The sequence below is a fragment of the Inquilinus ginsengisoli genome (assembly GCF_031453975.1).
In the GTDB taxonomy this organism is placed as follows: Bacteria; Pseudomonadota; Alphaproteobacteria; order DSM-16000; family Inquilinaceae; genus Inquilinus; species Inquilinus ginsengisoli_A.
On the sequence record NZ_JAVDPW010000002.1, the window covers coordinates 810159 to 821911 of the forward strand.

At 64.8% G+C, this 11753-nt stretch carries 10 protein-coding genes and 1 pseudogene; 3 read left to right on the top strand and 8 right to left on the bottom strand.

Annotated elements, in window-relative coordinates:
* The first annotated feature begins 7 nt into the window (after positions 1 to 7).
* On the top strand, positions 8 to 1306 hold the full coding sequence (locus E9232_RS07635; RefSeq protein ID WP_309793131.1) for an acyl-CoA dehydrogenase family protein: 1299 nt from the start codon (positions 8 to 10) through the stop codon (positions 1304 to 1306).
* A gap of 443 nt (positions 1307 to 1749) precedes the next feature.
* Here the strand turns inward: E9232_RS07635 and E9232_RS07640 are convergent, their stop codons facing one another.
* The 3 genes from E9232_RS07640 to E9232_RS07650 all read right to left on the bottom strand — a co-directional run bounded on the left by E9232_RS07640 (position 1750) and on the right by E9232_RS07650 (position 4190).
* On the bottom strand, positions 1750 to 2082 hold the full coding sequence (locus tag E9232_RS07640) for a cytochrome c (RefSeq protein ID WP_309793133.1): 333 nt from the start codon (positions 2080 to 2082) through the stop codon (positions 1750 to 1752).
* A 12-nt stretch (positions 2083 to 2094) separates the two neighbouring features.
* Complete coding sequence (locus E9232_RS07645; RefSeq protein WP_309793134.1) at positions 2095 to 3339, bottom strand: molybdopterin-dependent oxidoreductase; 1245 nt, start codon at positions 3337 to 3339, stop codon at positions 2095 to 2097.
* A gap of 305 nt (positions 3340 to 3644) precedes the next feature.
* Positions 3645 to 4190, bottom strand: a complete 546-nt coding sequence (locus E9232_RS07650) for a hypothetical protein (RefSeq protein ID WP_309793135.1) — start codon at positions 4188 to 4190, stop codon at positions 3645 to 3647.
* Between the two features lie 36 nt (positions 4191 to 4226).
* Here E9232_RS07650 and E9232_RS07655 point away from each other — a divergent pair, with 36 nt between their 5' ends.
* A complete protein-coding gene (locus E9232_RS07655) occupies positions 4227 to 4391 on the top strand; it encodes a hypothetical protein (RefSeq protein ID WP_309793136.1) in 165 nt (54 codons plus the stop codon).
* Positions 4392 to 4599: 208 nt separating this feature from the next.
* Here E9232_RS07655 and E9232_RS07665 read toward each other — a convergent pair.
* The 3 genes and pseudogenes from E9232_RS07665 to E9232_RS07675 all read right to left on the bottom strand — a co-directional run bounded on the left by E9232_RS07665 (position 4600) and on the right by E9232_RS07675 (position 8282).
* Positions 4600 to 5630, bottom strand: a pseudogene (locus E9232_RS07665) (alpha/beta hydrolase).
* 394 nt (positions 5631 to 6024) lie between these two features.
* Positions 6025 to 7035, bottom strand: a complete 1011-nt coding sequence (locus E9232_RS07670) for an SDR family NAD(P)-dependent oxidoreductase (RefSeq protein ID WP_309793139.1) — start codon at positions 7033 to 7035, stop codon at positions 6025 to 6027.
* A 179-nt stretch (positions 7036 to 7214) separates the two neighbouring features.
* Complete coding sequence (locus E9232_RS07675) at positions 7215 to 8282, bottom strand: aldo/keto reductase (RefSeq protein WP_309793140.1); 1068 nt, start codon at positions 8280 to 8282, stop codon at positions 7215 to 7217.
* Positions 8283 to 8381: 99 nt separating this feature from the next.
* On the opposite strand from E9232_RS07675, the gene E9232_RS07680 reads away from it, so the two are divergent.
* The gene (locus tag E9232_RS07680) at positions 8382 to 9353 is read left to right on the top strand and encodes an AraC family transcriptional regulator (RefSeq protein ID WP_309793142.1); all 972 of its coding nucleotides are present in this window, start codon (positions 8382 to 8384) and stop codon (positions 9351 to 9353) included.
* Between the two features lie 430 nt (positions 9354 to 9783).
* Here the strand turns inward: E9232_RS07680 and E9232_RS07685 are convergent, their stop codons facing one another.
* Both E9232_RS07685 and E9232_RS07690 read right to left on the bottom strand, forming a co-directional pair.
* The gene (locus E9232_RS07685; RefSeq protein ID WP_309793143.1) at positions 9784 to 10908 is read right to left on the bottom strand and encodes a tyrosine-type recombinase/integrase; all 1125 of its coding nucleotides are present in this window, start codon (positions 10906 to 10908) and stop codon (positions 9784 to 9786) included.
* A complete protein-coding gene (locus E9232_RS07690; RefSeq protein WP_309793144.1) occupies positions 10905 to 11498 on the bottom strand; it encodes an AAA family ATPase in 594 nt (197 codons plus the stop codon). The genes E9232_RS07685 and E9232_RS07690 overlap by 4 nt, the downstream gene beginning before the upstream one ends.
* Between the last annotated feature and the right edge of the window lie 255 nt (positions 11499 to 11753).

Below are 11753 nucleotides of genomic sequence, written 5' to 3' on the forward strand. Positions count from 1 at the left end.
CAGATGAATGCAGACATTCCAGGATGCGGCGGCGCCCCATCTCGGGTTCGGCGGGCTCGATGTCGACCTAACGGAGGAGGAGCGCGATCTCCAGCGGAAGATCCGGCGATTCGCGATCGGCGTGATGCGCCCGACCGCCGCCAGGCTGGACCCGATGGCGGCAGCGGATGTGATTGGCCAGGACTCGCCGCTCTGGGACTGCCTGGCGCGCTTCGACGATCTCGGCATCAACCCGGCCTGGCTGGCGACGCTCGGGACCCAGCGCCTGACGCGCATCCTGCCGCTCGTCTTCGAGGAGCTCGCCTATGGCGACGCCGGGCTTGCCGTCGCGGCCTTCACCTCAAAGATGGCCGGAGCGACAGCCGCGGCCACAGGCGACCCGGAGTTGATCGAGCGCTTCACCCCTCTGCGTGGCTGCTGGATCGCGATCCTGGCGGATAGAGGATCCGACGCCATCGACCATGTCGGGTTCGAACTGGCAAAAGGCAGCCGGCAGTCGGAGGGCAGCCTGCGCGCCGTGATGCGCGGGTCGGAGGTGATCCTGAACGGGGTGTCCTCCGACTGGATCTCCTGCGCCCCGATCGCCGAATGCGCCCTGATCCATTGTCCCGCGGATTACGGCAGCGGCATCGCCCGGCTCGATGGCGGGGTTTCCGGCATCGCCCTGCTGGTCCCGTTTGATTTGCCGGGGATCGAGCGCGGACCTCCTGTCGAGAAGATCGGTCAGCGCACACTGCCGACCGGAAACGTCCGGTTCAGCGATGTCCGCGTCCCGGCCCGCTACGTCATCCAGGGCCAGGACAGGTTCTATGCCTCGCTCGCCGGCACGCACACCTCCGGCGCTATGAACGTCGCCGCCATTGCCACCGGCGTCGCGAAGGCCGCGTTCGATTGCGCCCTGCGCTATGCCCGGTCGCGCGAGCAGGGCGGCGCGCCATTGATCGCGCATCAGCATGTCAGATGGCGGCTGTGGGAGATGTGGCGGAAGCTCGAGCTCTGCCGCGCCTCCGTCCGCCGTGGCGTGGCCTACAATCTCTCGCAGGAGGGGCCGCACCTTCTCGCCTCCATCACCGCCAAGACCACAGCGACCCAGACCGCGTTCGAGGTGGCGATGGAGGCGATCCAGATTTTCGGCGCCAACGGACTGTCGCGGGACCATGTCGTCGAACGGCTGCTGCGGGACATCACGGTCTGCCTGATCCAGGGCGGCGAGAACCACTCCCTCGGCCTTCAGGGCGGGAACTGGCTGCTGCGTTCGCTGAATGGCGAGGGTATGGAGAGTCTGGCGCTCGGCCCGACCGGCTGATGAGGCAGACGCCGGACTGCGAGGAGCTCCCTTCGGTTTCGGAACGAACGCCGTCGTTCCACTGCAAGGTCGGCCCCCCGCCTTCCCGACGAACCAGATATGGCTTGAGCGCGCCGATTCTGTTGAAAAAATCGGAGCGCCATTTCCGCGCGCAACAAAGAGACTAAAAGTAGGCGGCCGGAACACAAAAAGATGCTAGATGGCGGCCGGATCTGCAGCAAACTTGCTCGATTTTGCACTCCAAGTAGTCGTTCGGGACTTTTCAACGATATCCGCCAATAGCGGTCGTCGCGGCGAAGACCCCGAACCGGACATCGCTCAACGCAGCACTTGGCGCTCCAATCCGGCAGCATTTCCCGTTTCGATAGCGCCTGAAGCGGACTGTGTCCGGGCATCTCCGAAGCGGACACCGTTGGGACTGACTGACAGAGACCGATCCGATGTCACTTGCCGGGCTGAAGCTTGGCTAAATAGTCGACGATCGGAGCGACATCCTCCGGCGCCACGGGCGCCTTGTAGGCGTTGATCATCTTGTTCACCTCGGCCTCCCAGGCCGTCTTGGGAAGCGCCGGCTGGTTGAGCACCATGTCGGCGGAGTGACAGGCCAGGCAGTTGTTGTTGATCGCATCTGCCTCGGATCCTCCCGGGAACATCTGGTCGCTGTCGGGAAGGTCGATTGAGACGGATTTCGGTTGGAACGAGTCGGCCGCCTCGACCGTCCAGGCTGCCAAAGCAATCCCCAAGAGACCAGTAGCGAGCGACAGAGTGCGAAGCATGTCCGGACCTCCTCAGACCGCCGTGATCTCGGTGGCCTCGATGACATTGCGCATGAAGCCGGCGGGGTTCCAGTTGGGGGTGTCAGGCTGCGCCTCGCCCTTCGTATTGGTGCAGCGGACTGCGACAGCGTACCTGCCAGGGGACGACGGCGTGAACTCGGCGTTCCACGCGCGGAAGCCATATTGGCCCTGGTCGGCACCGAGCTGTGCCGGCTGCCAGCTCCTGCCGCCGTCAATCGAGACATCCACGGCCAAGACGCCGCAATCGCCGCCGAAGGCGATGCCGCGTAGCTCTGTCGGCTTACCTGCCGGCAGGATGGCATCGGTGGCGATGCTGGTGACGAAAGACCTGGGCACCATGCGGTTGATCGGCACCACCGGCACGCCGGTCTGGCCTGGCTTGATGTCAGCGCGCGGCGTGTCGGGAATGGTGTAGGCGGTCTTGGTCCAGTAGTTGGTGTCGGGCTGGTCGAGCACCTCGATGTCGCTCAGCATCTTGACCCAGTAGGTCGCATACCAGCCCGGCACGACCAGGCGCAGCGGGAAGCCGTTCAGCAGCGGCAACTGCTCCCCGTTCATGGCGTAGGCGATCATCACCTCACCGTCGCGCGCATGGTCGATGGCGAGTGATTTCATGAAGTGCGGCGCGTCATCGACCACCGGCTCGTCCAGGCCACGGAGGCGCACCTGGACAGCGCCCGGCTTGACGCCGGCCCGGTCGAGCACATCCTTCAGCCGCACGCCGGCCCAGAGCGCATTCCCCATGGCGCCGTTCGCCCACTGCGCCCCCGGCACCCGCGGCTGGTAGAATCCGCGGGAGTTGCCGGAACACTGATTGACCGCCGCGAGCTCGACCCGAGGAAAGTTGCGCAGAAGGTCGTTCAGCGACAGGGACAGGGTTTGGTTGACGTGCCCGCGCACCGTAAGGGTGAAGCTGCCGACATCGATCGCCGTCGGGATGACCGCCCAGTGCCAGCGGACATAGAACCGGTCGTTCGGAGTGAACACACCCTGGTCGAAAACCTCCCAGGGTGTCTCGAGAAGTGGCGGCCGGGTCCGCTGCAGGATCATCGATCCCTTCTCGGGAAAGGCGGTCGTGATCGGCCGCTCATCGGGGCCGCCGGGGAGCAGAAGCTTGATCGCCGTCTGCGCCCTGGAAGGGGCAGACAACAGGGCCAACCCACCGAGGCCGGCTGCACCGAGCAATTGGCGACGGCTCAGCCCGGTTCGGGCCTGATCACCCAGCACTGAAGACATCCTTGAGTTCCTTTGCGCGATCGCTGGAGGCCGAGCTGCGAGACGGCTTGGGTATCGTTCACCCCGGCTGCCATCAATGGTCCGCCGATCATCTCGCCGGCAGTCCGATCAATCCAACGGATCGGTTTGATCATTTTGATCGAAAGAGGTGATCGAGATGAGCGGTCGGGCTTGCGCAATTCACACGCAGAGACTGCCCTGCCGACCCGAGGGAAGTCCCTGGAAGAATCGGCGCGAAGTCGTCTGCCCAGCCTCACCAACGTCATGGTCGGATCTCATGATTTGAGCCACCTGATGTCCGGCGCTCACAAATTCAGCAACCGTTGCGTCAGCTCCCGGATCAGGGCGGTGAAGCCCTGATCGTCCGGCCCGGACGCCTGGTCGAGATAGCCGGTGGCGGCAGATTGCGCCTGCCCGTCGAGACAGGCGGCAGCGCGCACCACGATCGGCCTTTTCGCCACGTCGGTGCTGACCGCGCGGCCGCTGCATAAAGACCCAGGCAGCAAATCGGGTGTCGGATTGAAGGCCAGCGCGAGATAAGAGCCACGCTTTGCGGCAGGTCCGACCGCCGGCGTCGGGACCGACACGTAGCGGGTCCGGCCGCCGACAAACATCGCCGTTATGATCTGTGTCACGGTGCCAGCGAATTCCAGCGTTCCAAACGGATTGCCCTGCACCAAGACGGGTATGGTCGCCGCGCCCGAAGTGGGGGCGAACGGGATGAGTGAAATCGGGTCGATGTCGTCCGATACCACCCGTGGCCCGATCGCAAGGGCGGGAGCGGTGACGCAGACGAGAGCGATGGCGGCCGCAATGAGCAACCGTGGGAACGAGAAAGCTGGAAAGCTCATGGCGATATCCTGAGTGCATCGTGAAGACGACGCGATATGGACCTCGCCGACACCGGACCTGCCGAAGGCGTTCTCGGCGGCATCGAATATAGCGGCAACGGCCGCGGCGTCCGCAACGTCGGCCTGGACGGCGATCGCTCCGCCGCCGACGCTCTTGATGCGAGCGACGAGTCCTCTGCCGGGCCGGGATTGCCGACATAGTTGACGACGACCTTGAACCCGTCATGAGCAAGGCGCTGCGCGAACTTGGCTCCGATCCCGCGCGACGAACCGGCGACGATTGCGACCTTCGAGGTTGAAGCCGTCATGGCGGCGCTCTTTCCAAATAGGAGTGGAATTCCGTGTGGTGCGATCCCGTCCGGCGGGCGGCGTGGCGGCTGCGGCCTGCACGGGGCCGCAGCCGCGGCGATCACTTGAGGTGATCGCGGATCCCGTCGCAGATCTGCTGGAGGGCCGCTTCGGTCGACGGAACGTGGCGGAGCGCGTTCAGCAGCACGAAGTCGTGGATCGTGCCGTTGTACCGCACCGCCGCGACGCTGACGCCCGCCTCCTTCAGCTTGCGGGCGTAGGCCTCGCCCTCATCGCGGAGCGGATCGTTCTCGGCGGTGATCACCAGGCCGGGGGCAGGCCCTTGAGCTCCTCCGCCGCGGCGCGCAGCGGCGAGACATACGGGTTGTCGCGCGTCTTGGCGTCGGGCGCATAGAGGCTCCAGCCGTATTCCATGAAGGCCCGCGCCAGGAACCGGTCGGTCCCGTAGCTGTGATAGGACTCGGTATCGACGCTGGCATCGGTGGCCGGGATCAGCAGTGCCTGGTAATTGATCTTCGGGCCGTTGCGGTCCTTGGCCATCATGGCGATGGCGGCGGCCATGTTGCCGCCGACCGAGTTGCCGGCCACTGCGATCCGGCTGCCGTCGGCGCCAAATTCGCCCGCATGCGCGGCCACCCACGTCAGAGCCGCGTAGGATTCCTCGAGTTGGGTCGGGAACCTGGCTTCCGGCAGCGGGGTGTACTCGACGAACACGCCCACCTGTCCGCTGCCGACAACGAGATCGCGGAGCAGGCGCTGATGGTTGGCGAAGTTGCCGACGATCCACACGCCGCCATGGATGAACAGCAGCACGCCCGGCTTACCGGAGACGTGCTCGGGCTTCATGACGTAGATCTTCACGCTGCGGCCGTCCTGCGTGATCGTCCGCTCGGTGGTGGTGACGCCCGACACGTCTACCGGCGTCTGGCTCTGCAGCGCCGTCAGGATCTCCTGCGGCTTCGGCTGCGGCAGTTCCCAGAACGGGCTGCTGTCCTTGTTGATCTCGGCCAGGAATGATCGGACCTGGGGATCGATGCGCGGATCGGTGGCGGCATCCGGGGCGGCTGCGGCGGTCTGGCTCATGAGGCTTGCTCCGATGATGAGGGCTGCGAGTTTCGGCATGGGCGGCATGGGATTCTGTCCGATTGCTCGTCTGAGGTGGGCGCGGTAGCGCTGCCGTCATCGGCGCGCGATGGACTCTGAAGGGCCGAAGCTAGGCAGCGATCCCGATCTGCGTCTTTCCCCGGCCTGCTAAGCTCTTGACCGCGCTTGCTGTCGGCTCGGGAAGATCCGGGACAATGATCGGCGGAGTGCAGGGGGAGCCGGCAATAAGGCCGAATGCTCCGCCCTATACTTTGGTATGCCAGCTCCCATCGCATGTCCGATCAGCTGGGCGGGCTCGCTTCGCAATCCTTGCGAGGTCACTGCAATGAGCCCGCTACCAATAGGCCGATGCCGTGATTCCGAGTCCGCACGGCCACCCATACCATGCAAAAGTGAGTTCATGGTCGCGAGCCGTGCTACCTCAGCTTTGGACTGAGATACCGGTAATCTCCTCGCTTCTGCGCCAAAGCTCTTCGGCAGCTTTCGGGTCGACCGCATAGGCTTGGACGCCGGCGCCGCGATTGGCACGATCTTCAGTCAGAGCGAAGGAGCCGCCCTCCGGGAGCACGGGCGTGATGTCGGAATCGGCGCAGTACACACCGCCTTTGCCGTCGAGTTGCGGGCTAACCGCGCACCAGACGTGGGTGGCCGCTCCCTGCGGCACCGATTTCAGGTCGCGGCTCAGATCGATGACCGGCCGATCATTCTCGTCGACGAACCCGGTCTTTTTCAGCATTTCCACCCCGACATGCGTGCCGAGATTCGTTCCTGCGATCCCGCCGGGATGGAGCGCGAACGCGCGAATGCCCTCGTCCTTGCCTCGCCGGTCGAGGCCGACCGTGAAGAGGATGTTGGCGGTCTTCGACTGACCATAGGCCTCGAAAGGGTCATAGGCGCGGCGCTCGAAATTGATGTCGTCGAAAACCACCGGCGAGAAGCGATGCCCCGCGGACGAGACTGAGACGACGCGCGCGCCACCGGCCCGCCGAAGCGCCGGCCAGAGCCGCAGGGTCAGTCGAAAATGGCCAAGGTGGTTGGTAGCAAACTGCAGCTCATTGCCTTGCGCATCGCGCTTGAGCTCGGGCAGCGCCATGATGCCGGCGTTGTTGATGAGCAGGTGAAGCGGCAGACCCGATTCGACAAAATCGCGTGCGAAGTCATCGATTGATTGCGGATCGGTGAGGTCCATCGGCTGAACCTCCATCCCGCCACCTATTTTCGCGATGGCCTTGCGCGCCCGCTCGACATCACGCGCCGGCACGATCACCCGCCCGCCGGCGGAAGCAAGTGTGCGCGCAGTTTCGAGCCCAACGCCCGAATAGCCGCCCGTCACGATCGCCACACGACCTACAAGGTTGATGCCCCTGATAACGTCCACGGTCGTCGAAGCCCGGTCAAACTCGCTGTTGATCGATGCCTGTGCTGTGCTCATTTGCGATACATCCGCTGGTTCTGGAGATAAGCATAAGCCAGCGATGTCGAACGATTAATGCTCTATCGTACGAGAATCATGAGGGATCGTTCAAACTCCGATCCGTATGGCGACGAGTAAGCCGGCCATCGGTGTCAAACTTCGCCGGGGTGTCATGAGCCGTGGCCAGCAGGTTGCGACTAAGCCGGAGACCCCGACGGTGCCGGCACGGTTCGCCCATCCACGGTCATGCCGGGAAAGCCGAGCATCGGGGCGAGCGTCGCGTTATTCTCGGCGGGAAAGTTCAGCTTCGGCTTTGAAACGTCGTCGAGCGTCTTGATCTGCTCCACCGACAGCGTGAGGTCGATGGAATCCAGGTTGGCGAGGAGTTGATCGACACGCCTCGCGCCCACGAGCGTCGAACTCACGCCCGTCCGCGACCGGACCCAGGCCAGCGCGACCGATGCCGAGCTTACGCCCACGTCCGAAGCGACGGCCGCGACCGCCTCGATGACGTCGTAGTCGGCTTCGCTAGGCACGCCCACCAAGCCCGTCCGCTTGGTATCGACATCGCCGCTATTCCCGCGTTTGAACTTGCCGCTCAGGAACCCGCTCTTCAAAGGCGACCAGGGCATGATGCCCATTCCCAGCGCCTGAGCCATCGGGAAGAGCTCCCCCTCGCTTGTCCGCTCGAGCAACGAGTATTCGAGTTGCAACGCGATGATCGGGGCCCAACCGCGGAAATGGGCTATCGTCTGAGCTTCGGCCGTCTTCCAGGCGGGAATGTCAGAAAATCCCACGTAGCGAATCTTTCCGGCCGTCACGAGATCATCGAGAGCGCGAAGCGTCTCCTCGACGGGCGCGGTCTGATCCCAGTTGTGGAGCCAGTAAATGTCGATGTAGTCGGTCCGCAGACGCTTCAGCGAGGCCTCGCATTGCTGGATGAGCGCCTTGCGTCCCGCGCCGCCGCCGTTGGGGTCTCCGGGGAATAGATTGCAGTAGAACTTCGTGCTCAGCACGATCCCGTCGCGGCGAACATCCCGCTGCCGGAGGTAGTCGCCGACGATCGTCTCCGAATGCCCGCCGGTATAGATATTCGCCGTATCGATGAAGTTGCCACCGCGATCGAGATAGGCAGACATCATCTCATGCGAGACTTCTTCGCTCGCACCCCAGCCGGCGTCTTCGCCGAATGTCATGGCGCCGAGGCACAGTGGACTTACGCGCAAGCCCGACCGGCCCAGCGTGATGAAGTGGTTAAGAGGCATGTAGGACTCCCTAGATTGGCGAGGATTACGCTTTGGTAGGACGTCCATTTTGAATGATGAATGCTTGATCGTGCGAGGTTCATGCGAGATAGTACGATTATGCACACCGATCCGCTCTCAGATGTCCTCGATCTTGCCGATGCTCGCTGCGTGCTGACCGGCACACTCATTGCCGGAGGTGGATGGGCACGGAAATTCAAGCGCTCGGACGCGATCAAGTTTCTTGCCGTTGTCCGAGGGACGTGCACGCTGTCGACCGAAGGCAGCTCGGCGGTTCCGGCTCGCTTCGAGACTGGCGACGTCGTGATAACGAATGGAGCCCCAGGTGTTATCCTGGCCAGCGCTTCGGAATGGCTGGCGAATGCTCCTTCCACGCCGCTTGAACGGGATGCAGACGGCAACCTGCGCGTCGGGGACGGCTCCAATTTCATGATGATCGGAGGGCTGCTGGAGGTCGACGAGCAGCGATGCGGCATTTTGCGGGAAAGTCTCCCACCATTGATACATGTCAACGGTCAGAGAGGTGAAGCCGCCAAGCTCCGCTGGCTCCTTACAGAGTTGGCCGAAGAGACGCAGCGAAAGCGCGCCGGCTCGACGACCGCGATCACGCACTTGGCAAAGCTGCTGTTCGTGGAGGCATTACGGCTGCACATCGAATCCACGAAATCAGACAAATCTGGGTGGCTCACCGCGCTTGACGACAGGCGCATCTCTATCGCGCTCCGAGAAATACACGCTCAACCGTCTCACGCATGGAAATTGGAGGAACTGGCGAAGCTATCCGGAATGTCGCGGACATCCTTTGCGGTACGGTTTCGCGATGTCGTTGGCATCCCGCCTTTGACCTACGTGCTCAACTGGCGGATGCGCCTGGCTGAAAGAGAGCTGAGCGAGACAGATCACTCCGTTGCCCATATCGCCTGGTCGCTCGGATATGGGTCCGAGAGTGCGTTTAGCAACGCGTTCAGCCGGGCGATCGGTGTGTCGCCAGGTCGCTTCCGAAAGGACACGATGCCGACATATTCCGAACGCCGACGCAAGGTGGATCGTTGCGCGGTCGAAGCCAAATAGGCTTCAGCGGCCCAACGGCAACAACGCGGCAGCACAAACCAACGAACTACGATCTTGCCGCCATTTGTATCCGTCATCCACTCAATTATATCGGGCAATATCAATATTGCACAATAGTTGCCGAGTTGATGCTATGGCGGGCCTCGATGATCGTAGGCGCGTGATCAACGGGTTGGAGGCATTCTGCGCTGCTGCCGGCTGCCGCAGGGGGCGCTACAGCAGCACTGGCCGGAGAATGCCAGGATCAGCCCGTCCAAGGTATATCTGACATCGGCGAGTATGTCAGTTCTCGGGCCTGACCTGCCTTACGCTAGTGGTCCGGTTTCGGGATCGATCAGGGTCCATGTGGATGTCCGCTCTGGAGTCGCACGGGAGGCTTCTAGAGGTCCGCATAGGGGACGAAGCGGCCCAACTGGGCACGGCAGCGCGCTTATTTTCCGGCCAGCAGCTTCCCCGTGAAATTCCCCGTCCATAGGCTGGAGTGCCGCCGATAGATCCGGGCGGAGGCATAGTTCTTCCACCGCCCGTGCTCCATCGCCTTCTCGAACGGGACCCCGAGCTGGTCGGCCGCGGTCATCATGCCGGCGCGCAGGCTCTGCGCTGAAAACTCCCCAGCCTCTTCTCCGGTGCGGGCGATCGCCCGCTTGACCACCCGGGCGATCGTGGCGGGGTCGATCGGCAGCAGACGGCCGCCGGCATCGGCCACCGGGTTGCCGCCGCGGTCGAGGCGGCAGAACAGGGCGCCGGGCCCGTCGCCGCGGGCCTCCAGCCAGCGGCGCAGCATGGTGACGGCGCAGAGCGGCGAACCCGGCACCGCCTCGATGCCGATCTCGGCGCCGTGCCGCTCCTGGTCGGCCTTGGAGCGGCCGACGAACAGCACCAGGCCCTCGGCCGAGAAGGTCGCGTCGCGGAGATCGAAGCCGGCCAGCTCGGAGCGGCGGAAGCCGCCGGCGAAGCCGATCAGCAGCAGGGCCATGTCGCGCAGGTCCCGGCGCCCCTCCCCCTCCCCGTGTCCGATGTCTCCCAGCTGCGGATGGACGGCCGGGGTCAACACCAGGGAGGCGGCGCGGAGGTTCGGCTCGAGCAGCGCCGCCTTGCGCACCGGCCGGGCGCCCTTGGTCCGGCGCAGGCCTTTGAGGAAGGCTTCGAACCCGGTGTCGTCGAGTTGCAGCGGCCGCTTCAGCCGCTTGCGGATCGACACCACTGCGGCCCGGCGCAGCAGGATGGTCGAAAGCGATCGCGTTTCCGAAAGCGCGGTCAGATGCATGACCAGCCAGCGCTCGTCGGCCGCGGCCGACGGGTCGGCGCCGGCAGAGGCCCCGCCTCCGGTGGGGTCGAGGCCGAAGCCGAGGCACCAGTCGCTCCACGCCCGCCAGGCCTTGCCATAGGCGATGCGGGTGTTCTCGGCGAGGGAGGCTTTGACCAGCTGGTCGGCCTTTTCCGCCAGCGCCCGGATCTCGGCTCGCTGGGCCTCGGTCAGCGCGGCGCCAGGCAGCACCGTGGCCGGATGGGCCACCTCCTCTGCCCTGCCGCCGGATCCCATCTCGTCCATCATGGCTCGTCCACCAGCAGCAGGTGGCGGCCGTCCGCCGGAACCAGCAGGCCACCGGCGGCCAGCGCCGACACATGCGCCTCGATCGCCGCGGCCGCGGCCGCCGGCGAGAGGGCCGTGGTGTCGAGATCGAGGCGCCAGGGCACATCGGGCTTCAGCAGCCGGTCGGCGCGTAACATGGCCGCCAGCGCCTCCGGATCGGAGAGCTTGCGCCCGTGGCGCTCGGGGCTCTGGACCCGGGCCAGGAGGACCGCTTCGTCGGCCTCGAGCACCACCGGCACGAGCGGGGCGCCGCGGGCCAAAGCGAGGGCGACGACGCGGCTCCAGGCTTCGCGTTCCCGGGCAGCACCGGCGCACAAGGCGTTGGTCATGACGAAGCGCTCCGCGCGCGGCCGCTCCACCAGGACCTGGTAGGCCGCGGCGCGCACGGTCTCGCAGAGCGGCCAGCGCGCCGGGTCATCGACGCCGGCGCAGCGGATGGCGACGTCGTGCAGCAGATGGTTGTCGATCAGGCGGGCGCCGAGCCGAGTGGCGAGGATGGTGGCCACCGTCCGCTTGCCGACGCCCGGCCAGCCATTGCGATGGATGATCATCGCCGCCCCGCTCCCGATCCGGTCGACCGGAGGGGTCGCCGAGGCCGTGTGGAAACGTGTGTTTGGTGAGCGCGAGCCGGGTTTCGTCGGCGTGCAGGTGTCGAAGCAGGTTCGGCAGCACAGATGTCAGGCCCGGATGGCCTGCAGCAAGCCCACCACACCTAGGATCGAGATCACGCGCTTGAAGTTGTAGGCGAGGACCTGGAGGCTCATCTCGGTGCTGACCCGCTTCAGGCCTCTGGTCAGGAAGTGAGT

Excerpts from the sequence above, each read along its gene's own strand:
- E9232_RS07645 (WP_309793134.1), bottom strand. The coding sequence starts at position 3,339 with ATGTCTTCAGTGCTGGGTGATCAGGCCCGAACCGGGCTGAGCCGTCGC.
- E9232_RS07655 (WP_309793136.1), top strand. The coding sequence starts at position 4,227 with ATGGACCTCGCCGACACCGGACCTGCCGAAGGCGTTCTCGGCGGCATC.
- E9232_RS07640 (WP_309793133.1), bottom strand. The coding sequence starts at position 2,082 with ATGCTTCGCACTCTGTCGCTCGCTACTGGTCTCTTGGGGATTGCTTTG.
- E9232_RS07670 (WP_309793139.1), bottom strand. The coding sequence starts at position 7,035 with ATGAGCACAGCACAGGCATCGATCAACAGCGAGTTTGACCGGGCTTCG.
- E9232_RS07680 (WP_309793142.1), top strand. The coding sequence starts at position 8,382 with ATGCACACCGATCCGCTCTCAGATGTCCTCGATCTTGCCGATGCTCGC.
- E9232_RS07635 (WP_309793131.1), top strand. The coding sequence starts at position 8 with ATGCAGACATTCCAGGATGCGGCGGCGCCCCATCTCGGGTTCGGCGGG.
- E9232_RS07650 (WP_309793135.1), bottom strand. The coding sequence starts at position 4,190 with ATGAGCTTTCCAGCTTTCTCGTTCCCACGGTTGCTCATTGCGGCCGCC.
- E9232_RS07690 (WP_309793144.1), bottom strand. The coding sequence starts at position 11,498 with ATGATCATCCATCGCAATGGCTGGCCGGGCGTCGGCAAGCGGACGGTG.
- E9232_RS07675 (WP_309793140.1), bottom strand. The coding sequence starts at position 8,282 with ATGCCTCTTAACCACTTCATCACGCTGGGCCGGTCGGGCTTGCGCGTA.
- E9232_RS07685 (WP_309793143.1), bottom strand. The coding sequence starts at position 10,908 with ATGATGGACGAGATGGGATCCGGCGGCAGGGCAGAGGAGGTGGCCCAT.